This window comes from Novosphingobium huizhouense, assembly GCF_020179475.1.
Lineage (GTDB): Bacteria > Pseudomonadota > Alphaproteobacteria > Sphingomonadales > Sphingomonadaceae > Novosphingobium > Novosphingobium huizhouense.
Genome location: NZ_JAILXZ010000002.1, coordinates 470451 through 493583 on the forward strand (window position 1 = coordinate 470451; position 23133 = coordinate 493583).

General features: G+C 66.7%; 21 protein-coding genes and 1 tRNA gene. 11 read left to right on the forward strand and 11 right to left on the reverse strand.

The genetic code is table 11. The features are described from left to right. Positions 1 to 15 precede the first annotated feature (15 nt). The 6 genes from K3A85_RS10595 to K3A85_RS10620 all read left to right on the forward strand — a co-directional run bounded on the left by K3A85_RS10595 (position 16) and on the right by K3A85_RS10620 (position 8515). A complete protein-coding gene (locus K3A85_RS10595) occupies positions 16 to 1581 on the forward strand; it encodes an alpha-N-arabinofuranosidase (RefSeq protein ID WP_225206477.1) in 1566 nt (521 codons plus the stop codon). Next, positions 1578 to 2474 (forward strand): 2-dehydro-3-deoxygalactonokinase, encoded by an 897-nt coding sequence (locus K3A85_RS10600; protein ID WP_225206478.1) that lies wholly within the window; start codon positions 1578 to 1580, stop codon positions 2472 to 2474. The genes K3A85_RS10595 and K3A85_RS10600 overlap by 4 nt, the downstream gene beginning before the upstream one ends. Further along, positions 2471 to 3103: a 2-dehydro-3-deoxy-6-phosphogalactonate aldolase gene (locus K3A85_RS10605; RefSeq protein ID WP_225206479.1), complete on the forward strand. Its 633-nt coding sequence runs from the start codon at positions 2471 to 2473 to the stop codon at positions 3101 to 3103. Before K3A85_RS10600 ends, K3A85_RS10605 begins: the two co-directional genes overlap by 4 nt. Then, a complete protein-coding gene (locus K3A85_RS10610; RefSeq protein WP_225206480.1) occupies positions 3100 to 4098 on the forward strand; it encodes an arabinan endo-1,5-alpha-L-arabinosidase in 999 nt (332 codons plus the stop codon). Before K3A85_RS10605 ends, K3A85_RS10610 begins: the two co-directional genes overlap by 4 nt. Before the next feature lie 26 nt (positions 4099 to 4124). Beyond that, on the forward strand, positions 4125 to 5522 hold the full coding sequence (locus tag K3A85_RS10615; protein WP_225206481.1) for a glycoside hydrolase family 43 protein: 1398 nt from the start codon (positions 4125 to 4127) through the stop codon (positions 5520 to 5522). 194 nt (positions 5523 to 5716) lie between these two features. Next, positions 5717 to 8515, forward strand: a complete 2799-nt coding sequence (locus tag K3A85_RS10620; RefSeq protein WP_225206482.1) for a TonB-dependent receptor — start codon at positions 5717 to 5719, stop codon at positions 8513 to 8515. 669 nt (positions 8516 to 9184) lie between these two features. Here the strand turns inward: K3A85_RS10620 and K3A85_RS10625 are convergent. Then, positions 9185 to 9274 (reverse strand) — tRNA-Ser (locus K3A85_RS10625). A gap of 144 nt (positions 9275 to 9418) precedes the next feature. Here K3A85_RS10625 and hspQ point away from each other — a divergent pair. After that, positions 9419 to 9799 (forward strand): heat shock protein HspQ, encoded by a 381-nt coding sequence (gene hspQ, locus K3A85_RS10630; RefSeq protein WP_225206483.1) that lies wholly within the window; start codon positions 9419 to 9421, stop codon positions 9797 to 9799. A gap of 57 nt (positions 9800 to 9856) precedes the next feature. Here the strand turns inward: hspQ and K3A85_RS10635 are convergent, their stop codons facing one another. Beyond that, on the reverse strand, positions 9857 to 10741 hold the full coding sequence (locus K3A85_RS10635) for an ABC transporter permease (RefSeq protein ID WP_225206484.1): 885 nt from the start codon (positions 10739 to 10741) through the stop codon (positions 9857 to 9859). A gap of 89 nt (positions 10742 to 10830) precedes the next feature. Between K3A85_RS10635 and K3A85_RS10640 the strand changes: the two genes are divergently transcribed. After that, the gene (locus tag K3A85_RS10640) at positions 10831 to 11538 is read left to right on the forward strand and encodes a GcrA family cell cycle regulator (RefSeq protein WP_225206485.1); all 708 of its coding nucleotides are present in this window, start codon (positions 10831 to 10833) and stop codon (positions 11536 to 11538) included. A 93-nt stretch (positions 11539 to 11631) separates the two neighbouring features. Continuing rightward, positions 11632 to 12819, forward strand: a complete 1188-nt coding sequence (locus K3A85_RS10645) for a GGDEF domain-containing protein (RefSeq protein ID WP_225206486.1) — start codon at positions 11632 to 11634, stop codon at positions 12817 to 12819. Between the two features lie 82 nt (positions 12820 to 12901). Here K3A85_RS10645 and pnp read toward each other — a convergent pair whose 3' ends face one another. From pnp to K3A85_RS10675, 6 genes are all read right to left on the reverse strand, one after another. Continuing rightward, entirely contained in the window at positions 12902 to 15232 is a 2331-nt protein-coding gene (gene pnp / locus K3A85_RS10650) for a polyribonucleotide nucleotidyltransferase (protein ID WP_225206487.1), read from the reverse strand. Between the two features lie 161 nt (positions 15233 to 15393). Next, on the reverse strand, positions 15394 to 15663 hold the full coding sequence (gene rpsO, locus K3A85_RS10655) for a 30S ribosomal protein S15 (protein ID WP_169494053.1): 270 nt from the start codon (positions 15661 to 15663) through the stop codon (positions 15394 to 15396). A gap of 5 nt (positions 15664 to 15668) precedes the next feature. Beyond that, entirely contained in the window at positions 15669 to 16583 is a 915-nt protein-coding gene (truB, locus tag K3A85_RS10660) for a tRNA pseudouridine(55) synthase TruB (protein WP_225206488.1), read from the reverse strand. A 5-nt stretch (positions 16584 to 16588) separates the two neighbouring features. Continuing rightward, a complete protein-coding gene (locus tag K3A85_RS10665) occupies positions 16589 to 17290 on the reverse strand; it encodes a site-2 protease family protein (protein ID WP_225206489.1) in 702 nt (233 codons plus the stop codon). Next, entirely contained in the window at positions 17287 to 17832 is a 546-nt protein-coding gene (locus K3A85_RS10670) for a GNAT family N-acetyltransferase (RefSeq protein ID WP_225206490.1), read from the reverse strand. Before K3A85_RS10670 ends, K3A85_RS10665 begins: the two co-directional genes overlap by 4 nt. Then, entirely contained in the window at positions 17825 to 18415 is a 591-nt protein-coding gene (locus K3A85_RS10675) for a thymidine kinase (RefSeq protein ID WP_225206491.1), read from the reverse strand. Before K3A85_RS10675 ends, K3A85_RS10670 begins: the two co-directional genes overlap by 8 nt. Positions 18416 to 18506: 91 nt before the next feature. On the opposite strand from K3A85_RS10675, the gene K3A85_RS10680 reads away from it, so the two are divergent. Continuing rightward, positions 18507 to 19127: a YceI family protein gene (locus K3A85_RS10680; RefSeq protein ID WP_225206492.1), complete on the forward strand. Its 621-nt coding sequence runs from the start codon at positions 18507 to 18509 to the stop codon at positions 19125 to 19127. Between the two features lie 4 nt (positions 19128 to 19131). Here the strand turns inward: K3A85_RS10680 and rbfA are convergent, their stop codons facing one another. Both rbfA and K3A85_RS10690 read right to left on the reverse strand, forming a co-directional pair. Further along, positions 19132 to 19560 carry a 30S ribosome-binding factor RbfA gene (gene rbfA / locus K3A85_RS10685; RefSeq protein WP_225206493.1) on the reverse strand — a complete coding sequence of 143 codons (429 nt, stop codon included), beginning with the start codon at positions 19558 to 19560 and terminating at the stop codon, positions 19132 to 19134. A 2-nt stretch (positions 19561 to 19562) separates the two neighbouring features. Then, the gene (locus K3A85_RS10690; RefSeq protein ID WP_225206494.1) at positions 19563 to 20099 is read right to left on the reverse strand and encodes a DUF1697 domain-containing protein; all 537 of its coding nucleotides are present in this window, start codon (positions 20097 to 20099) and stop codon (positions 19563 to 19565) included. 27 nt (positions 20100 to 20126) lie between these two features. Between K3A85_RS10690 and K3A85_RS10695 the strand changes: the two genes are divergently transcribed. Further along, on the forward strand, positions 20127 to 20348 hold the full coding sequence (locus tag K3A85_RS10695; RefSeq protein ID WP_225206495.1) for a hypothetical protein: 222 nt from the start codon (positions 20127 to 20129) through the stop codon (positions 20346 to 20348). A gap of 191 nt (positions 20349 to 20539) precedes the next feature. On the opposite strand, the gene infB is transcribed toward K3A85_RS10695, so the two are convergent. Next, positions 20540 to 23128, reverse strand: a complete 2589-nt coding sequence (gene infB, locus K3A85_RS10700; RefSeq protein WP_225206496.1) for a translation initiation factor IF-2 — start codon at positions 23126 to 23128, stop codon at positions 20540 to 20542. Positions 23129 to 23133: the final 5 nt, after the last annotated feature.

Here is a 23133-nt window from a genome sequence, read left to right on the forward strand (position 1 = left end):
TTGGGAGAGGTCACGATGACAAAGAACATACGCCGTGCTGCCGCAGCTTTCCTGCTAGCTGCCAGCGCGCTCGCCGCGCCGGCCCACGCCGACACCGGCGGACGGGCGACCAGCGCCGTGCTTCATGCCGACACGCCGGGGCCGGTCTACGACAAGCGCATCTTCACCCAGTTCGCCGAGCACCTCGGCAACGGCATCTATGGCGGGCTATGGGTGGCCGACGACAAGTCGATCCCCCAGACCAACGGGTTCCGCAACGATGTCGTCGCCGCGCTCAGGAACCTGTCGGTGCCGGTGATCCGCTGGCCCGGCGGCTGCTTTGCCGACGAATACCACTGGCGCGAGGGCATTGGCCCCAAGGCCGGCCGACCGGTCAAGGTCAACACCCACTGGGGCGGCGTGACCGAGCCCAATGCGGTCGGCACGCACGAGTTCTTCGAATTGCTGCGCCAGGTCGGAGCCGAAGCCTACATCGCAGGCAACGTCGGCAACGGCACCCCGCAGGAAATGGCCGAGTGGGTAGAGTACATGACCGCGCCCGCGGGAAGTCTCGCCGATCTTCGCGGCAAGAACGGGCACAAGCAGCCGTGGGCGGTGCCCTACTTCGGCGTGGGCAATGAATTGTGGGGCTGCGGCGGCAACATGCGGCCCGAATATGCGGCAGACGTCACGCGTCGCTACGCCACCTTCATCAAGGCGCCCGCCGGCACGCGGATCATGAAGATCGCGGCCGGCGCCAATGTCGACGACTACGCCTGGACTGAGACGATGATGCGCGTCGCCGGCGACATGCTCGACGGCGTATCGCTGCACTATTACGTTCACCCTGCCGGGGGCTGGCCGCCGCGTGCTCCGGCGGTCGACTTCGACGAGCACGGCTGGGCCGATGCGCTGGCCGGCGCGCGTCGCATGGACGATCTGATCACCCGCCACACCGCGATCATGGACAAGTACGATCCCGCCAAGCGGGTCTTCCTTGCCGTCGACGAATGGGGCGCGTGGTATGCGCAGGACCCCGGCACGCACCCCGGCTTCCTGCGCCAGCAGAACACGTTGCGCGATGCGCTGATCGCCTCGATCCACCTCGACATCTTCGCCCGTCACGCCGACCGCGTGCGGATGAGCGCGATCGCGCAGATGGTCAACGTCCTCCAGGCGATGATCCTGACCGAGGGTCGCAAGATGGTCCTTACCCCCACCTACCACGTGTTCGAGATGTACAAGCCCTGGCAGGACGGGACCGTCCTGCCGATCGACATCGACGCGCCGTGGTACGCCAAGGACCAGTTCACGATGCCGGCGGTCAGCGGGTCGGCGGTCAAGGCCAAGGATGGCAAGACCTACGTCGCGCTGTCCAACCTCGATCCTAATCAGGCCAACACCGTGCGGGTGAAGTTGACCGGGGTGGCGGCCAGCGGTGTCTCGGGCCGCGTGCTCACCGCGCCGGCAATCAATTCGCACAACACGTTTGATGCGCCCGACGTGGTCAGGCCGGTGTCCTTCGACGCAGCTTCGATCAGCGACGGTGCGCTTTCCGTCACACTTCCTGCCAAGTCCATCGTGGTCCTGACGCTGCAATGACCGCGACGCAGGTCCTTGGCGACTGGGGCGGCACCAACCTGCGGCTGTGGCGGCTGCGCGGCGGGACGATCACCGACCGGATTGACGGACCCGGAACGACCGCGCTTGCTGGAAATGCAGCGCAGGTTCTTGAGGAGCGCCTGACGTCCTGGGCCGCGCAGGGACTGATTGAGCGCGTTACGCTGTGCGGCATGGCCGGCTCTCCCGCCGGACTTCTGCTGGCCCCGTATGTGCCGTGCCCCTGCACCGTGGCGCAGTGGCTCGCCGCGCCGGCCACGGTGAAGGTGGCAGGTATCAACGTCGACGTGTTGCCGGGCCTGTCGCACCGTAGCGATGCCTCTGTGCCCGACGTGATGCGCGGCGAGGAAGCGCAGGTTTTCGGGGCGACTGCGCTGGAACCCTCTCTCGGGCAGGGCAGCCACGTCATTGTCCTGCCCGGGACCCACAGCAAGTGGGTAACGCTCGACGACGGCGCGATCCGTCGCTTCTCGACCGCACCGACCGGTGAGGTTTTCGCCCTGCTCGCGGGAAAGTCGTCGCTGACGGGAAGCAACGAGGGCGGCACCGGCAGTTTCGAAGAGGGATATGCCCGCGGGCTCGAGCGCGCGGGAGAGCCCATGCCAGGCGCCCTGTTCGAGGCCCGGGCAGCCCGCCTGATGGACGGGCGATCACAGGCATGGTCGCGCGGTTACCTCTCCGGTCTGCTGATCGGGGCGGAAGTCGCGCAATTTGCGCCGGGTACGGGGACCGTGGTCGTCATCGGCGCGCCAGCGCTCGCCACGCTCTATTCAGGCGCGCTGCAAAGCCGTGGCATCGCCTCGCGCACCATCGACGGCGATGCCGCCGTGCTCGCGGGCCTTACCCAATCGCTCCAGCAACAGGACCGGACATGACCATCGAAGAAGCATTGGCTGCGGGCGCTCCACCGATCGTGGCGATCCTGCGCGGCATCGGCCCGCACGAAGCGGTCGCTGTGTCCGAAGCCCTGGTTGCCGCCGGCGTCCGCCTGATCGAGGTGCCATTTAATTCTCCCGATCCGGCGGTCTCGATCGCGGCCATGGCCGGCGCGCTCGGCGATCGAGCTGCGATTGGCGGCGGTACGGTGACGAGCATCGAACTGGCCGAGGCACTCGCGCAGGCGGGAGGAACCTTCATGGTATCCCCCAACGTCGATCCCGGGATCATCCGGCGCTCGCTGGAGCTGGGGATGGACGTCCTGCCCGGTTTCCTCACTCCCACCGAAGCCTTCGCCGCCATCGGCGCGGGCGCGACAAGCCTGAAGCTGTTCCCCGGATCGGTGCTTGGCAGCGCCTATGTCAAAGCCATTGGCGAAGTCCTGCCCGCTGGCACGCGGATATGGGCCGTGGGCGGGGTGGGTCCGGCCAACGTTGCCGAATTCCGCAAGGCCGGGGTATTCGGTATCGGTGTGGGAGGTAGCCTGTACAAGCCGGGCGACGAGCCCGCCACGGTAGGCGCGAAGGCGCGCGCTCTCATCGAGGCCTGGATGGCGTGCGAGGCATGAGCCGGCTGCGCAGCACGATCCTGGCGCTTGCCCTGTGGGTTGCCCCCACGCCGAGCCACGCGCAGTCGATGCCGTTGACCGGCGACCTGACGGTACACGACCCCGTTCTGATCCGCGAAGGGGCGACATGGTACGTGTTCAGCACCGTGGGCAAGTACATCGGGATCAAGACGTCGGCCGACCTGCGACACTGGACAGATGCCGGATCGGTGTTCGCCGACATACCCGCCTGGGCGAGGCAAGCCGTGCCGGGGACGGAAGGAATCTGGGCGCCCGATATCGCTTTTGTGAACGGCGAATACCGGCTCTATTATTCGGTATCCACCTTCGGTTCGAACCGTTCCGCAATTGGCCTTGCCACGAGCCCGACTCTCGATCCCAAGTCGAAGGCCTATCGCTGGACCGACCGCGGCTTGGTTGTGCAATCCACGCCGCAAGACGATTTCAACGCCATCGATCCGAACTTCGTGGCCGATGGCCAAGGGCGGCAATGGCTTGCGCTGGGCAGTTTCTGGAGCGGCATCAAGCTGTTTGCGCTTGATCCGAAAACAGGCAAACCCGTTCCCGGAACCGAACCCTACAGCCTTGCCGGCCGGCCAGCCCCTGCCACCGCACCCGCAGCGATCGAAGCGCCGTTCATCGTACCGCACGGGGGCGCCTACTACCTGATCGCTTCGTACGATTACTGCTGCAAGGGCGTGAACAGCACCTACTACACCGTGGTCGGACGGGCGGACAGGATCACCGGTCCCTACAAGGGCCGCGACGGCAGTTCGATGCTGCAGGGAGGCGGCACCATACTGCTTCGCGCCGATCCGCAGGAAAAGCAGCGCTATCGCGGACCAGGCCATGCCGGCGCGTTCACCGACGCCGACGGGACGACCTGGCTCGTGTGGCATGCCTATGATCGTGACGCCAACGGCGCGCCGAAGCTGCGCGTCGGGAAGCTGCGCTGGGACGAGACCGGCTGGCCCGTGGCGGAACCGATCGACTGAAGCCAATCCGACAGAGAGGACTTGCCATGACATTCTCGCTCTCGCGCCGTGCCTTCTTTGCCGGCAGCGCGGCCCTGCCCATCGCCTGCACGCCCATGGCGGCACCCCTGCCCCTGCCACCGGCTGATGCCGGCCCCGTCAACCCGCTGGTCCGCCAGCGCGCCGATGCCCAGGTATTCCGGCATGACGACGGCTTCTATTACCTGACCGGATCGGTCCCCGAGTACGACCGCCTCGTGCTGCGCCGGTCGAAGACGATTGCAGGCCTTGCCACGGCCGATGAGCGCGTACTCTGGCGCCATCAGGCGAGCGGACCGATGTCGGGCTTCATCTGGGCGCCCGAACTCCATCTGATCGACGGGCGCTGGATCATGTACTTCGCTGCAGGCCCCAGTGGCGGCGGCGAAGACGTTTTCCGCATCCGCACGTTCGCCGTGGTCTGCGATGGACCCGATCCGATGGCTGGCAACTGGACCGTGCTCGGCCAGTTCCAGGCGCCGTGGGACAGCTTCTGCCTCGATTCGACCAGTTTCCTCCATCGCGGCACCCGCTACTTCGCCTGGGCGCAGCGCGAACCGGGGATCGAGACGAACTCGAACCTCTACATCGCCCCTCTCGCATCGCCACTGACGCTGGCGCGAGCCGCGACCCGGCTGAGCATTCCCACGCTCGACTGGGAAGTCCGCGGGTTCAAGGTCAACGAAGCGCCCGCGGTCCTTGCGCGCAACGGTCGCCTGTTCATGACCTACTCCGCGAGCGCCACCGACGCGCGATATTGCCTCGGGCTGCTGGCCGCGCCCGACGACGCCGACATCATGGATCCCCGCGTCTGGCAGAAGTCGCAGCAGCCGGTGTTCGTGACCAGCCCCGAAACCGGGGTCTTCGGCCCGGGCCACAACAGCTTCACCGTGGACGAGCAGGGACGCGACATCCTCGTCTATCACGGGCGCGACTACGAACACATCGATGGCGACCCGTTGTTCGATCCCAACCGGCACACCCGGGTGCAGCGGCTCTACTACAAGCCCGATGGCACCCCGGACTTCGGGGTGCCGGTAGGCAACGGGCCCCTGCCGGTCCGGCTGCTCCGTACCGACGGCGCCCCGCTTGCCTGCGAGGGAAGCCGCGTCCTTGCCGGCGCTGCCCCCCTTGCCGCAACCCAGTTCCGCCTTCTCGAAGATGCGCCCGGGATCGTGACCGTCGCGCCGATCCTGCGCCGCGACGATCGCTTGACTGTGCTGGCCGACGGCGGCATCGCGCTCTCCCCGCTGGCACAGGGCCCGGCCCAGCGCTTCGTTCTCCATCGCGAGCGCGACGGCGCGGTGATCCTCGAATCGGTTATGCGCCGCTCGTTCGCACTGGCGTCGCCGACCACCGCGAGGCTCGTGCCGATGGCCGAGGCGACGCGCTGGCGGATCGACTGATTACTCGGGGTTTTTCATTCGAATGCACGCCGGCTCCGCAGCCGCGTTGCCGGCGCGCATCACTCTCTCCGTGAATTTTGCTGATCCTTTGCCGTACGCAAAATTTTTCTTGCCACGATTAACTCGGACAAATAATTAGTCCGACAAATTTGGGCATGGCATAGGGGCTGGCCCGTACCAGGGAGGGTGATCTCATGGCGCTCAAGCCATTTGCGTTCGGTACCACTTCGATTCTGGCGCTGACGCTGTCGACCGTGGCGCACGCGCAAACCACCGACGCCTCGCCCGCGAGCCCCGCCGAGAACGATTCCGGCGAGATCGTCGTGAGCGGCGTGCGCGCCTCGATCGTGGGCGCGCTCAACGTGCGAAAGCAATCGACCCAGATCGTCGATTCGATCGTCGCCGAAGACGTCGGCAAGCTGCCGGACAACAACGTCGTGGAAGCGCTACAGCGCGTTACCGGCGTTCAGATCACGGACCGCGCCGGCGGCGAAGCAGGCGCGGTGACCATCCGCGGTCTGTCCGATCCGCTGACCACGCTCAACGGCCGCAACATCTTCACTGCCGCTGGCCAGTCGTTTGCGCTGCAGGACATTTCGGCCAACCTGGTCAAGTCGGTCAACGTCTACAAGACCCGTTCGGCCGACCAGATCGAGACCGGTCTTGCCGGCCAGATCGACGTCGAGACCCGCCGTCCGTTCGACTTCGACGGCTTCACCATTTCCGGCCTCGCCCGCGGCATCTACAACGAACAGGCCGACAGCTATAATCCCAACGTCGCGCTGCTGGTCAGCGATCGCTGGGAAACGGGTGCGGGCGAAATCGGCCTGCTGGTCAACGCGAGCTACAGCAAGACCAAGTACCGCAACATGAGCACGACGGCCGGCGCCTTCGTGCCCTTCGCCACCGAGACCCCGCCTGCCGGGTCCGGCCTCGGCAAGCTCGAGCGGATCTTCCCCGGTCCGGACAACGTCAACTGGCAGCCGGGCCTCAACGCGGGCCTGCCCACCGAAGCCGGCTCGACGCTGCGGATCAACGGCGTCGACGTTCCCTACTACCTTGGCCGCGACGCGGTGTTCAGCTCCGACCTCTACGGCAAGCGCGAGCGCCCTTCGGTCAACGTCGCGCTGCAGTGGGCGCCCAACAGCAGCTCGGTCTACACCGCCGAGATGTTCTACTCGGGCTTCCGGGGCAACACCTTCAACTCGCTGCAGTTCAGCTTCGTCGACTGGTGGGGCAACCCCGGCCCGGTCGAGCTCTATGACGGCACCAACATCATCAAGTCGCGCACCGTCGACAACGTCTACGGTTTCAACAGCGGCGACTATGCGACGAACCGGACCGACAGCTACGTCTACGGTCTGAACGGCAAGTGGGACCTTGGCGACCGCGGCAAGATCACGGCCGATGTCGCCTACCAGACCAGCACCAACGAGACGACGTTCCAGGCAATGCGCACCGACCGCGTCGCCAACCAGATCGTCGTCGACTTCAACGCAGGCGGTGGCATTCCTTCGTTCCACTTCAACGACGACGGCCTGCTGGCCGATCCTTCGGTGTGGAACGTCGCGGAGTTCTACGACAACGCGAACAAGGCCAAGGGCGACGCGATCACCGGAACGCTTGATGGCTACTACACCTGGGATGAAGGCTTCATCCGCGCGATCAAGGCCGGCGTGCGCCTCGATCGCCGTACCGCCCAGACCTATGTCCGCACCCAGGACGGCGGCCGCCTCAACAAGTCGCTGAGCACGGCGCTCCCCGCCGAGGGCCTGTTCACCAACAGCGGGTTCTTCGACGGCCGCGCCGACGTTCCGACCAGCTGGGTGTTGCCGAACGGCTACTGGATCAACGCGCACGCCGACGAGGTCCGCGCGCTCTACAAGCTGAAGACCTCGGACCAGCTGGTGCTGGACCGGGTGTTCGACATCACCGAAACCACGATGTCGGCCTACATCATGGCCGACGCGCAGATCGACCTGTTCGGGCGCCCGCTCAAGCTCGAAGGCGGCGTGCGCTTCGTCAACGTCGACACCAACAGCCGCTTCTTCGATCGCTACAACGGCGGCGCCGAGACGATTGCCTCGAACGGCTCGAACAAGCTCCTGCCCGCGTTCACGCTGCGCTACGAGTTCACCGACAACCTGCGCCTGCGGTTCAACTACGGTGAAACGTTGCGCCGTCCGAACTTCAGCGACATCAACCCCAACTACAGCCTGACCGGTGACCTCACCAACGTCGGCTACGGCTCGGGCTCGGCCGGGACGGCGAACCTGCGCCCGACGCATTCGAAGAACTTCGACCTTGCGCTCGAATGGTACTTCGACCGCGACAGCGCGATCTACGTCACCGGCTTCCGCCGGGAAATCGACGGGCTCGTGGTGCCGCTGACGGTGCGCGAATACATCCCGAACAACGGGATCCAGGCCGGCGCGACCAACTACTTCGCCATCACCCGGCCGGTGAACGCCTCGAACGGCGTGCTCAAGGGCGTCGAGGTGGGCCTGACCTACTTCCCGCACTACCTGCCGGGGCCGCTCGACGGCCTTGGCTTCCAGGGCAGCGTCACGATCCTCGACTCCAAGCAGAACATCCCGGAATCGGACAGCGCCGGCAACATCGTCGGCCAGTCGACGTCGCAGTTCTTCGGCGTGTCGAAGCTGTCGTACAATGCGACGCTCGCCTACGACAAGGGCCCGTTCAATGCCCGCCTGTCGTACATCTGGCGCAAGGAGTTCCTCCACAACAACGAGGCGCGCCTGTTCGCCAACCCGATCGGAGTGTGGTTCCGCCCCGAGAAGAGCCTCGACCTCCAGCTCACCTGGAACGTCACGGACAAGGTCGGTGTGACCTTCGATGCGGTCAACCTGACCAATTCGACCCAGCAGAACTATTACCGGTTCGGCGATGTCGGCAACGCCGACCAATTCAACCTCGGCACCACGCTTCTCGCGCGCACCTTCGCGCTGGGCGTGCGTTTCAAGTTCGACTGACCCGACGACGGCGAAGGCCTGTCCGACGCTCCCTCGCGTCGGGCAGGGCTTCCGATCGGCGGTCGCCCGCCTTGCGGCAATCCTCTCCCACCAGCCACAAGCGGGCGACCGCCAATACGGGTGCGCGCTGCGGGCCCGGCCGAGCGGTCAACATTCCGCTTTGCGAACTCCAAAGGCCGTGGACGATCGTCCATCGGCGCTCGACGGACATTTCCTAGCCCGTCGCAGCCACTCCCGGAAACCGGACGCCACAATCCGGCATATCGGCCCGAGACGCTCGGCCAGAAGTCGCTGCGGCGCCCGCTGCCGGGTTTTGAAAGGCCTCGCGCCCCTTCCCCGCCTCTGCGAAGCCCATAGGCATCGCAAGCCCGTTCCAGGGCTCCTGAACGCAAGAGCGCTGGCTGCGCAATACGCCCCATCAGGGCCCTCTCGAAGCGCCCTCGCGCGCGAGGACCGGGCATATGCCGCACGCGGCCGACGAAGCTGTCACCTCACGCTCGAAAGCCGCCGGACAGCCGGTCGCACGCGACGCCCGCGCAATGCTTGCCGCGCGGACAGATCGTCACTCGTGCGAAAATGGCATCGTGGCCCAGCACCGCAAAAATGACGCGGTGCTGCCAGCTTCCCCGGCGAGGGTTAGATCGATGCAAAAATTTGCAGGGGAGTTGCTGGCGGAGAGGGTGGGATTCGAACCCACGGTACGGTTGCCCGTACACCGCATTTCGAGTGCGGCGCATTCGACCACTCTGCCACCTCTCCGCGAAGCGCATGAGGGCGGAACCAGCCGCCCCCGGTCGGGAAGCGCGCCGTTAGCGCATGGGTTTGCGGCTTTCAAGCGAAAAGGGCAAAACCACCCACAGTCATCGACTTGTCTCGAATACGGAGCGATCCTATATCCCGGACATGGACCGCACGAGCTTCTTTTCGCCCCAGGCCGGCCGCGAGGTTTCGGCGCCACCCGTGGCAGAGGCGCGCTTCGGCATCGGCGAAATCGTGCGGCATCGCCTCTTCGGTTTCCGCGGCGTGGTGTTCGATATCGACCCGGTCTTCGCCAACAGCGAGGAATGGTACGAATCCATTCCCAAGGACCTGCGACCGCGCCGCGACCAGCCGTTCTACCATCTCCTCGCCGAAAACGACGAGAGCAGCTACGTCGCCTACGTCAGCCAGCAGAACCTGCTCGCCGATCCCGAGGCGGGGCCGGTCGATCATCCTTCGCTCGAACAGATCTTCGAGGAATTCCAGGACGGCCGCTACCGTCTGCGCCGCGGCCTGTCCCACTGACGCTGCGGCGTCGCCCCCCGGCGGATCGCAGCGCCACATACCTGGGCGCAGCGCCGCTCAGTTCTTGAGCTTCCACCCCGAGCGCAGCAGCGCGTAGAGGCCCAGGCCGAGCACGGCGTTGAGCACGCCGAGCCCGATCGCGCCGTGCAGCACGGCCTCGTTGGTGTCGCCGATGTCGCTCTGGCCGAGGAAGCCGAAGCGGAAGCCGGAAATGACGTAGAAGATCGGGTTGACCCGGCTGACCGCCTGGAACGCGGGAGCGAGGTTGTCGATCACGTAGAACGTGCCCGAAAGCATCGACATCGGCGTGATCACGAAATTGGTCACGGCGGAAAGGTGATCGAACTTTTCCGACCACATCGAGGTCGCCACGCCGATCAGCGACAGCAGGATCGAGCCCATCAGGCCGAACCAGGCGATCGCCCAGCCGTGCCGGACTTCCATGTGCACGCCCGGCCACAGCAGCATCGCGCCGTAGACGACGAGGCCGACCAGCACGGCGCGGGTGACCGCCGCGCCGACGAGGGCAGCGAGCAGTTCGCCTTCCGAGATCGGCGGCATCAGGTAGTCGATGATCGTGCCCTGGATCTTGCCACCGAGCAGGCCGAAGCTCGCGTTCGCAAAGGCGTTGTTGATCATGCCCATCGCGATCAGGCCCGGCGCGACGAAGCTCGCGAAGGGCACGCCGAGCACTTCGCGTCCACCGCGCCCCATCGCCAGGGTGAAGATCATCAGGTATAGCAGCGTGGTGACCGCCGGCGCCCAGATCGTCTGGGTCTGCACCTTGAAGAAGCGGCGCACTTCCTTCATATAGAGGGTCCACAGCCCCAATCTGTTGATGCTGCGGAAAAGCGGCTCGCCGGGCGCGGGAAATCCTGCGCTGCGACGGACAGTTGCGGTCTGGGCGGCGTCCCCGGTCCGGGGCAGAGATTGATCGGCCATGATCCCTGCGGTATCGCGCGGGCGGCCCGATGGCAAGGAACGGACACGCAGCGTCTCATGCTGCGGATCCACGAAGGAATTTTGACGGCATGAGTTGGACGGAAGAGCGCATCGAGAAGCTGACCAAGATGTGGGAGGGCGGGGCAACCGCCAGCCAGATCGCCGACGAACTCGGCGGAGTCAGCCGAAACGCGGTCATCGGCAAGGCGCATCGCCTGGGCCTCAAGGCGCGCCCTTCGCCGGTCAAGCCCAACGACAAGGCCGAAGCCCCGGCAGCGGCGCCCAAGGCGGCAAAGCCCGCGCCCGCCCCGGCCGAGCCGCGACCTGCGCCGGCGCCGAAGGCTGCTGCGCCTGCCGCGACCCCGCCCGCCCCGCCGCCGCCGCCCGCGGCGCCGCGCCCTGCCCCTGCCCCTGCGGCAGCGCCTGCGGCTTCGGCAGCGGACGCCAAGCCCGTCCCCCAGCCGCGCATCGTTTCGGTTGGCCCCGGCGGCTTTCTGCGGCAGGGACCGGGCGACCAGCAGGCGCCGATCCCGCCTGCTCCGCCGCGCCGCCTCGTGCCCGCGCGGCCGAGCCCGGAAGTGGCCGACAAGACCAGCCTGCTCGATCTCAACGATCGCATCTGCCGCTGGCCGATGGGACACCCGGGCGAACCCGACTTCCACTTCTGCGGCGAGAAGGTGAACCCTGGCTTTCCCTATTGCGTCGACCATTGTGGTCGGGCCTATCAGGCGCAGCTGCCGCGCGGACATCGTCGCCCTCCGCCGCCGATGCCGTTCGGGGGTCCGCGCGTTCGCTGAAGGCCGCACGGACAATCCGTGAAGGCAGCGTTACCGGCGGGCTAAGCAACCATATCGGATTAACCCGCCGGTCGGTCGGTCGTTCTGTCCGTCATGACCGACAAGGACTCCGATGGGAATGGACGCCGCGGCAGCTGGCTCCAGTGGTTCGGCCTGCGCTTCGCCGCGGACGAACCGGAGAGCGAGCCTGAGCGGCCACGTCCGGCCTCGCCTGCCGGTGCGTATCGGGATCCGACGGCGCGCGAGATCTGGCTCCCCGCCAAGCGCCGGATGCTCGGCAAGGTGGCCGACTTCCTGATCGACCACGACCTGGAGATCCTGCCCTACACGCTCGGGATCGCCTACGACTGCGTCACCGGCGCAAGCCCGCGCCTCGTCCAGATGATCCTCGAGCGCACCGAGCAAGGCCTGCCGGTGACGCTGCGCTGGCTTGACGAAGCGGTGCGCGACGCGGGGCCGGCAAAGGCCGAGGAGACGCTTCACGCGCTGATGGAGCAACTCGAAGGCGACCTTGCCAAGTTCGGCGACACCATGAAGGGCGCCCGAACGGCGACCAGCGAGTACAATTCCGCGCTCAGCCGCCACGCCGACGATCTCGATGCGGCAGATTCGACGCAGGCGACCATCGCCGATCTGACCGCGCTCACGCGGGCGATGATCGAGCGTACCCGCGCGATCGAGAGCGACCTCGTGCGCAGCGAACAGCGGGCGCAGGAACTCCAGGCGGCGCTGGAGGAAACGCGTCGTGCTGCCGAGCAGGACCATCTCACCGGCCTGCCCAATCGTCGCGCCTTCGACTACATGTTCGACCGCGAGCTGCGCGAGGCGCAGGCAGCGAAGGAGCCCCTGGCGCTCGCCTTCGTCGACATCGACCATTTCAAGCGGATCAACGATACCCACGGTCATCCGGCGGGTGACCGGGTGCTGCGGGTCGTTGCCGAAACGCTCGACCGGATTTCCGATTCCCGCTGTCATGTCGCGCGCCACGGAGGCGAGGAGTTTGCGGTCCTGTTCCGGGGCCTTTCCCTGCAGCAAGCCTGGAAACGGCTCGACGGCGCGCGCTCGGAGATCGCCGACCGGCGCCTGGTCAATCGCGCGAACGACATGCCGTTCGGCCAGATCACCTTCTCGGGGGGACTGGCCGACGTGTTCGCCTATCCCGGCAAGAGCGCGGCGATGAAGGCGGCGGACGAAGCCCTCTACAGCGCCAAGGAGGGGGGGCGGAACCAGATCGTGATGGCCAGCGGCCCGCCCAAAGAGCCGCTCAAGAAGGCCGCCTGACCGGGCCGCCTTGCCTTCGCTCCATGCAAAAGGACCCGCGATTGCTCGCGGGTCCTTTCGTTTCCAGCATGACGTCGGAGGATCAGTCGTCCGACTTCAGGAAGGCAGGCATGTGGTCGGGTGCCGGACCATCGTCGCGGTCGCGACGCGGGCCGCGGTCGCCGCGGCCTTCACCGCCGTCGCGACGCGGACCACGATCACCGCGCCCGCCACGATCGCCGCCACGATCACCGCCGCGGCCGCCCGGGCCACGACGATCGCCGCCACGGTCACCGCGGGCCTCGCGCGGCTCACGCGCAGGCCGCGTGTCCTCAAGCTCCTCGCCGGTTTCCTGGTCGACGACGCGCATCGACAGGCGAACCTTGCCGCGGTTGTCGATCTCGAGGACCTTGACCTTCACGGCCTGGCCTTCCTTGACGACGTCGGTCGGCTTTTCCACGCGCTCGTTCTTCATTTCGCTGACGTGGACGAGACCGTCCTTGCCGCCCATGAAGTTCACGAAGGCGCCGAAGTCGACGATGTTGACGACCTTGCCGTCGTAGATCTTGCCGACTTCCGCTTCCTCGACGATGCCGAGGATCCAGTTCTTGGCGGCTTCGATCTGGCCGAGATCGGACGAGCTGATCTTGATCAGGCCCTCGTCGTCGATGTCGACCTTGGCGCCGGTGGTGGCGACGATCTCGCGGATCACCTTGCCGCCGGTGCCGATGACGTCGCGAATCTTCGACTTGTCGATCTGTAGCGTCTCGATGCGCGGCGCGTGCGCTGAAAGCTCGGTGCGCGCTTCGCCCAGCGCCTTGGTCATTTCACCGAGGATATGGGCGCGGCCTTCCTTGGCCTGCTTGAGGGCGACCTCGAAGATCTCCCGCGTGATGCCGGCGACCTTGATGTCCATCTGCATCGTGGTGATGCCTTCGGAGGTGCCCGCCACCTTGAAATCCATGTCGCCGAGGTGGTCCTCGTCGCCCAGGATGTCCGAAAGAACGGCGAATTCGCTGCCCTCGAGGATCAGGCCCATGGCGATGCCCGAGACGGGGCGCGCGATCGGTACGCCGGCGTCCATCATCGACAGGCAGCCGCCGCAGACGGTCGCCATCGAGGACGAGCCGTTCGACTCGGTGACGTCCGACAGGACGCGGATGGTGTAGGGGAACTCTTCCTTGGTCGGCAGCACCGGGTGCAGCGCGCGCCAGGCGAGCTTGCCGTGACCCACTTCGCGACGGCCCGGAGCGCCGAAGCGGCCGACTTCGCCGACCGAGTAGGGCGGGAAGTTGTAGTGGAGCATGAAGCTTTCGTAGCGCAGGCCTTCGAGGCCGTCGATCATCTGCTCGGCGTCCTTGGTGCCGAGCGTGGTAGTGCAGATAGTCTGCGTCTCGCCACGCGTGAACAGCGCCGAACCGTGCGTGCGCGGCAGCAGGCCGACCATCGCCTCGATCGGGCGCACCTGCGTGGTGGTGCGGCCGTCGATGCGCTGCCCGTCCTTGAGGATCGCGCCACGGACGATGTCGGCTTCCACCTTCTTCATCGTCTTGATCGCGACCATCTGGGTCTGCGGTGTCTCGTCGGCGAACGCGGCCTTGGCCTTGGCGCGGGCCTCGTTCAGCGCATTCGAGCGCGCCGACTTGTCGGTCAGCTTGTAGGCGGCGGCAACGTCGGCGCCGACAATGTCCTTGAGCTTCTTCTTGATGTCGGCGGTGTTGTCCGACAGGTCGATCTCCCAGGGATCCTTCGCGGCCTTTTCGGCCAGCTGGATGATCCCGCCGATGACCTTGCGGATTTCGTCGTGCGCGAACAGCACGGCTCCGAGCATTTCGTCCTCGCTCAGCTCCTTGGCTTCCGATTCCACCATCATCACGGCGGAGTCGGTCGCGGCGACGACGAGGTCGAGGCGGCCGTCGGTCAGCGCCGCGTCCTGCTTCGGGTTGAGGACGTATTCGCCATCGATGAAGCCGACGCGCGCGGCGCCGATCGGACCCATGAATGGCACGCCCGAGATGGTCAGCGCAGCCGAGGCGGCGATCATCGCGACGATATCGGGTTCGGTCTCGCCGTCATAGCTCAGCACCTGGGCGATGACGTTGATCTCGTTGTAGAAACCTTCGGGGAACAGCGGACGGACCGGACGGTCGATCAGGCGGGAAACCAGCGTTTCCTTTTCCGTGGCGCCGCGTTCGCGCTTGAAGAAGCCGCCGGGGATGCGGCCGGCAGCGGAATACTTTTCCTGGTAGTGGACGGTCAGCGGGAAGAAGTCCTGGCCTTCCTTGACCGACTTGGCGGCCGTGACCGCACAGAGCACCACGGTTTCACCGTAGGTGGCGAGGACCGCGCCGTCGGCCTGACGGGCAATGCGGCCGGTTTCGAGGGTGAGGGTCTTTCCGCCCCACTCCAGCGATACGCTTTTGACGTCGAACATGTCGTTTCCTTCAGCCCGCCGGCCCTATTGCTGGCGGGGTTTGCTGCCGGGGATACCGTCCCGGTCCGGTGTGGGGCGTTTTTCCTGGCCCCGAAGGCGCTCCGCCGAATTGCGTGGGCGCCCAAACGCAAAAGCGGCCCGCTAGGGGCCGCTCCGCTTGGTTACTTGCGCAGACCGAGCTTCTGGATCAGCGCGTTGTAGCGCTCGACGTCCTTCTTCTTGAGGTAGTCGAGCAGCGAGCGGCGCTTGTTGACCATCATCAGCAGGCCACGACGCGAATGGTTGTCCTTGTGGTGGGCCTTGAAGTGCTCGGTCAGCGTCTGGATGCGGCTGGTCAGGATCGCGACCTGGACTTCCGGCGAACCGGTGTCATTGGCGGCGCGAGCGTTGCTCTGGATGACTTCCTGCTTCTTTTCCGCGGTAATCGACATATCATTCACTCCGCGACATCGGTCAGATTGAATCCCCGGGCGACGGTCAGGCTTCCGCCCGAAATCTCCACGAGCGCAACGGGCACCCTGCCCAGTCTCGCCCAGAAAAGCCCGTCGTTGCAGGGCAACCCCGTCAGAACGCGGCCCTGTCGGACCGCCCTCGCCTGCTCGGGATCGAGGTCTAGAGCCGGGATGTCGACCAGCCCTGCCTCCAGCGGCAAGAGTACGCGTTCAAGGGGCGCGCCTTTACCGACCTCGTTCAGTTTGTCCAGCGAAATCGCTTGGCGCAGGCCGAACGGCCCTGCGCGCAGCCGCCGCAACATGGTGACGTGGCCCACCGTGCCGAGCGCCCGGGCAATGTCGCGCGCCAGGCTGCGGATATAGGTGCCCTTCGACACATCGGCAACCAACGTCGCCGCCTCCAGCGCATCGTCGGCTCCTTCGCGCGCCTCCAGCGTCAGGGCCCGGATCGTTACCGACCGCGTCGGCATCGCGAAGTCCTCGCCCGCGCGCGCGCGATCGTAGGCGCGTTGGCCTTCGATCATCAGCGCCGAATAGGTCGGCGGCACCTGCTCGATCGGACCGAGGAACTCGCCCAGTGCGGACTGCAACGCCGCCAGCGGCGGACGCACCGCGCTGGACGCGACGACCTTGCCTTCGAGATCGAGCGTATCGGTCTCCTCCCCGAAGCGCACGGTGAAGGCATATTCCTTGCTGGCATCGAGCATTCGCCCGCACAGCTTGGTTGCCTCGCCCACGGCGATCGGCAGGACGCCCGTCGCCAGCGGATCGAGCGTACCGCCGTGGCCGACCTTTACCTTGCCCAGGCCCGCCTCGCGCAAGTTGCGCTTGACCGCCGCAACGCCCTGGGTCGAGCCGAGTTCGAGCGGCTTGTCGAGAATGATCCAGCCATCGACCATCGGCGTTACATCGGCTCCGGCCCGGCGGCCCAGGCCGCGACGTGCTGGTACTGCTCGACCAGCCACTGCACCGGCGGCAGCACGATCCGGTCGACGAGGCGCAGGCCGGGCACGAGGTAGGGCAGCACCAGGAAAATCCCCATGAAAACAAGAATTCCGTAAGGCTCGATGCGGTCCATCACGCGCGCGCCCGACATCGGCAACAGCCCGCGCAAAATGCGCGAGCCGTCGAACGGCGGCAGCGGAATCAGGTTGAACATGCCGAGGAAGGCATTGATCAGGATGAAGTTCTGCAGGTTGTCCGCGGCAAAGCGCAGCCAGAAGCCGGGCTCGGCCTGGGTATCGGCCACGCGCACCAGCAGCCCCAGGGCGACTGCGGCGAGCAGCGCCAGGACGAAGTTGGTCACCGGCCCCGCCGCGCCGACAAATGCCATGTCGCGCTTGGGATTGTTGAGCCGGCGATAGTTCACCGGCACCGGCTTGGCCCAGCCGAACACCGGCAGGCCCATCAGCTTGAGCGCGCCGGGCAGGATGATCGTGCCGACCGGATCAACATGGCGCAGCGGGTTGAGGCTCAGCCGGCGCCGCTCGTGCGCGGTCGGATCGCCCAGCGCGCGGGCCATCCACCCGTGCGCCACCTCGTGGAACACGATGGCGAAGACCAGCGGCACCACCAGCGTCGCAACCGAGTAGAGCGTCGAATTCATCGCTTGGTCCATTCCTCGCGCAGGATGCTGAACGACACGGTGTCGCGTACGTGGCCGGTCCAGGTCCGGCGCTCGTGCCGCAGCACGCCTTCGCGCACCGCGCCCAGCTTGAGCACCGCCGCCTGGCTGCGCGTGTTGCGTTCGTCCACCTTGAAACCCACCCGCTCGAGGCCGCAGGCGAAGGCGTGGTCGAGCATGAGCGTCTTGAGGCGGGTGTTGAAGCCGGTGCCACGTACCTCGGGCACGATGTAGCTGTTGCCGATCTCGATCGACCAGCCCGGCTGGCCCTGCTCGATCCACGCGGTCATGCCGACCACCTCCTGCGCGCGCAGCACGGCATAGGCGCGGCGTCGGGGCGGCCCCGCCAGCAGGCTGTCGAACTGCGGGTCGAACGCGGCGCCTTCATACGTGAAGGGATAGATCTGCCAGATCTGCCTATCGCGCGCGCATGCCGCGCGCAGGCCTTCGCGATGGCGCTCGGCGATCGGCTCGAGCCGAAGATCGCCCTCGGAAAGCGGCACGTACAAGGCCTCGTCACTCATCTCCGGCTCCCCGCAATGCCTCGCTGAAGTGGCGACGGCACAATGCAACGTAGCGATCGTTGCCACCGATCTCGGTCTGCGCCCCTGCGCGCACCGCAGCGCCATCGGCATCGACGCGCAAATTCATCGTCGCCTTGCGCCCGCAGTGACACACGGCTTTCAGTTCGACCAGCGCGTCGGCGATTCCGAGCAGCACCCCCGAACCTTCGAACAGCCGGCCGCGAAAATCGGTGCGCAAGCCATAGCACAGCACCGGGATATCCGCGTCGTCCGCAAGACGCGCCAGCTGCCAAACCTGGGCCGCGGTCAGGAACTGCGCTTCGTCGACCAGCACGCAGGACAGCGGCGCAACGAGATGCGCGGCGTGGATGCGCGCCCAGAGGTCGGTCTCGCGATCGAAGCGATGGGCGTCTGCGTCGAGGCCGATGCGGCTGGCGATGGCGCGGCTGCCCGAACGGGAATCGACCGCTGCCGTCCACAGCATGGTCTCCATGCCGCGTTCGCGGTAGTTGAAGTCGGCCTGCAGCAGCGTGGTCGATTTCCCCGCGTTCATGCTGGCGTAGTAGAAGTAGAGCTTGGCCATCGCTCGCGGAGAAATAGGGCGACCGGGCCGGAACGCCAGCGCAATGAGCGACTTTTCGTCGGGAATCGCCAGCAAGGAGCGTCGAGCGACCATGTTCAGCTTTTCAGCCCGGACCTCCGCCCCAACTCGCCTCCTCGGCTCGGCGCTGCTCCTCGCCGCGTTCCTCGTGATTGTGCCGCGGCCTGCCGCCTCGGCGCAGCCGGGACCGCTGCGCTATACGCTCGACGCCGCCGCCAGCAGCGTCCACGCCCGCGTCGGCTTCTTCGGGATTGCCAGCAAGACCGCGCGCTTCCCGGCGATGAGCGGCGGGATCGAGCTCGACCCGGAGCGGCTCGGCACGATCCGGCTCGAGGTCCTGCTCGACGCGCGCGCGCTCGAGGCCGGCGATACGGTCACGCTCGCGCGGCTGAAGGGGCCGGACTTCTTCGATGTCGAACACTATCCGGCGGTCCGCTTCCTCGGTCACCGGATGTCCATGACCGGGCCAGTGTCCGCGACCATCGACGGCGACCTGACCGCGCGCGGCGTCACGCGTCCCGCGCGCCTTGCCGTGACTTTCACCAATCCGCCGGCGCAGGCGAGCGGTCGTCAACCGCTTCGGCTTTCGGCGCGCACCACGATTGATCGCACCGCTTTCGGCATGACCGCCTACCCGCTGATCGTCAGCCGCAAGGTAACGATCACCATCGACGCGCAGATGTCTCCGGCCTGACCGTTCATGCCCCGGCTTCGGGGCCTTCTTCGCCGGCCCCGTCTTCGCCGGCAATATCGCGACGGACGCGGGGGTCGGACAGCAGCATGTCGATCCGGCTGGCCTCGTCGAAGCTCTCGTCCGCCAGGAACTTGATCTTCGCGGCATACTTCAGCTTCAGCTTGCCCGCGACTTCCTTCTGGAAGAACGCGGTGTTGGTGCGCAGCGCCTTGAGCACCTCGTCCTCGTCCTCGCCAAGCAGCGCCTTCACGAACACCGTCGCGTGGCGCAGGTCGGGCGACATGCGCACTTCGGTAACCGACACGGTGTGGCCGGTCAGCACGTCGTCGTGCACCTGCTGGCGCGCGAGCAGTTCGGAAATCACGTGACGCACCTGTTCGCCGACCTTGAGCAGGCGGACGGAGCGGGTTTCGGGAGTGGTGTGCTTGGCCAAATTCAGCTCATCTTCGCAAGGATACGGGCGATCGAGCGCACGTTGCGCGCGGTGCCCCGGCAGCCGAGCCGCCGTTCGATGAAGGCGCTGGACAGCTTGCTGCCCGCGACCCCCTCGACGAAATCGATATAGAGACTGCGCGGTCCGATTGCGAGTTTTTCGGGTCCGCGCGTTGCGTGATCGGCGGCGAGCTTCGCGAACGCGGCAGGATCGGGCTCTCGCTCGAGGAACAGCGTGTGGACCAGATTGTCCGCGCCGATGCCGGTAAAGGGGTTGCCCTCGATCGCCTCAGCCACGGCAGCGCGATCGCGCACCGCCGCGAAGGTGTCGATATCGAAACGGTCTCGCAGCACATGGGCGAAGAGGTCCTCGAGCCCTTCGAGCGGCCGTTCGTCGTAGTCGAACAGCAGGTTGCCGCTGGCAACGACGGTCTCGAGCCCCTCCAGCCCTTCCCGCTCGAACGCCCAGCGCAAGTCAGCCATCGTCAGGCGATTGCCGCCGACGTTGATCGATCCGAGAAGGGCTACGTAGCGGGTCATTCTTGCTTTTTCCGGAGAACGTGCTAAGTGGCGACGATCGCAATAGTTGAGATTTTCAAGATCACCATCCCGGAGCCTGGACGCTGCTACGTCCAGGCTCTTTTGGTATCGGGGGTGCCGCTGCTACAGCACCCCCTCACTGGCTTACTTGCGGCCAAGCTCGATGAGCTTGTTCACCAGTCCGACGAGGCTGACCATCAAGGTCGCAACGCCGAGAACCAGAATCGCAATTGTATCAACTTTCAATGACATCACCGTCCCTTCTGTCGCTGGTTGCGACCTCGGAACGGATTTGTCTTGGTGATACGAACCGCGGTTAGTTCTTCGCGGCCAACCAGATGAAAAGGGGAACTGCCGCCACAATGGCGAAAAGGCCCATCAGCACACAGCCGACACCGAACCTGAGGCGCTGCTGCGGCTGATAGGCCATCTATTCAATCTCAAAGCGTCCGCGCGCGTTCCTCGACTTCGAAGACTTCGAGGTGGTCGCCCGGCTTGATGTCGTTGGTGTCCTGCAGGACCACACCGCATTCGAGCCCGGCGCGCACTTCGGCGACGTCGTCCTTGAACCGGCGCAGCGACGCGATGACCGTGCGGCTGACGATGACGTCCTGCCGCGTGAGGCGCGCGTTGATGCCCTTGCGGATATAGCCTTCGACGACGAGCAGGCCGGCGGCCTTGTCCTTCTTGCCCGCGGGGAACACTTCCTTGACCTCGGCGCGGCCGACGACGGTCTCGATCCGCTCCGGACCCAGCTCGCCCGCCATCTCCGAGCGGATGTCGTCGGTGAGCTGATAGATCACGTCGAAGTACTTCATCCGCACCTTGTTGCGCTCGACCAGCTCGCGCGCCTTGGCGTTGGGACGGACGTTGAAGCCGACGATCGGGGCGCCGCTCGCCTGGGCGAGGTTGACGTCGCTCTCGGTGATCGCGCCCACGCCCGAGGCGAGGATGCGCACCTTGATCTCGTCGGTCGAGATCTTGTTGAGCGCATTGACGATCGCTTCGACCGAGCCCTGCACGTCGGCGCGGACCACCAGCGGATACTCGATGACCGCAGCCTTCGCGGCCAGCGCCGAGAACATGTTCTCGAGGCTGGTCGGCGCCGTCGCGGTGCGCTTGGCGTTGGCCTTCTCCTGGCGATAGGCCGCAACCTCGCGGGCGCGCGCCTCGTTCTCGACCACGGTCAGCGTGTCGCCGGCCATCGGCACGCCGCCGATGCCGAGCACCTCGACCGGCAGCGACGGCGGCGCGACCTTCACCTGGCGGCCCTTGTCGTCGAGCATCGCGCGGACGCGGCCCGACTGGGTGCCGACGACGAGGATGTCGCCGACCTTGAGCGTGCCGCGGTTGACCAGCACGGTCGCGAGCGGCCCCTTGCCCTTGTCGAGCTTGGCCTCGATCACGGTCGCCTCGGCGGCGCGGTCGGGGTTGGCCTTGAGTTCGAGCAGTTCGGCCTGGAGCAGGATCTTCTCGATCAGCTCGTCGAGACCCGCGCCGCTCTTGGCCGAGACCTCGACGTCCTGGACGTCGCCCGACATCGCCTCGACGATGACTTCGTGCTCGAGCAGGCGCTCGCGGATCTTCTGCGGGTTGTACTCGGGCTTGTCGGCCTTGGTGATTGCCACGATCATCGGTACGCCGGCCGCCTTGGTGTGGTTGATCGCCTCGATCGTCTGCGGCATCAGCCCGTCGTCGCCCGCAACCACCAGGATGACGATGTCGGTGACGTTGGCGCCACGCATGCGCATCTCGGTGAAGGCCTCGTGGCCCGGGGTGTCGAGGAAGGTGATGTGGTCGCCGCCCTTGGTCTTGATCTGGTAGGCGCCGATGTGCTGCGTGATGCCGCCGGCTTCGCCGCGCACCACGTCGGTGCCGCGCAGCGCGTCGAGCAGGCTGGTCTTGCCGTGGTCGACGTGGCCCATGATCGTGACCACCGGCGGGCGCGGCTGCAGGGTATCCTCGGCATCGACGTCCGCGGCGGTGTCGATGTCGACGTCGCTCTCGCTCACGCGCTGGATGTTGTGGCCGAATTCGGTCACGAGCAGTTCGGCGGTGTCCTGGTCGATGGTCTGGTTGATGGTGACCATCATGCCCATCTTGAACAGCGCCTTGACCAGGTCCGCGGCCTTTTCGGCCATGCGGTTGGCAAGCTCCTGCACGGTGATCGCCTCGGGCACCACGACATCGCGGACCTGCTTCTCGCGCGGCTGCGACTGGCCGGCGAAGTGCGCGCGGCGCTCCTTTTCGCGGGCGCGCTTGAGCGCGGCGAGCGAACGGGCGCGCGCGCCTTCGTCCTCGTTGAGCGCGCGGGTGACGGTCAGCTTGCCGCCGCGGCGTTCATCGCCGCCCTTGCGGTCGCGCGCCGCGGGCTGCGGCTTCTTGGCGACGGGCTCGGGGCGCTTGACCGGGGCCACCGGCGTGAAGCGACGCGGTGCGGGCGTGACAGGTGCGGCAGCCTTGGTCTCGGCAGGCGCTTCGGCCTGCGGCGCGGCGGCGACAGGCGCCGGCGCGGGCGCTTCGGCAGCTGCGGGCGCTTCCGCGACGGGAGCGGGCGCAGCCTGCTCGACTTGCGGCGCGACCGCCGGCTCGGCCGCGCGCTCGGCATCCTGCGCGCGGTTTTCCTCGGCGCGGCGACGTTCTTCCTCGAGCGCGCGCTGGCGTTCCTCGTGCTCGCGACGGTTCACCGCCTCGAGCGCGGCGAGGCGCGCTTCCTCGGCCTCGCGCAGCAGGCGCGCCTGCAGCTCCTGGCGCGTCTCGCGCGAGGCGGTCGGCGAAACGGGCGGCGGCGGCGGGGGCGTCGGACGTTCGACGGGGGCGGCAGGCGCGGGCGCGGCCGGCTTGGCCACTTCGGCGGCCGGCGCCGCGCCGGCTTCGCCGGGACGTCCCATCAGCTTGCGCCGCTTGACCTCGACCACGACCTTGTTGGTGCGACCATGGCTGAAGGTCTGCTTGACCTCGCCGGCCTCGACCGAAGTCTTCAGGCCCAGGGGCCTGCGGCCAAGCGTCGGCTTCTTGTCATCGCTCATCGAAC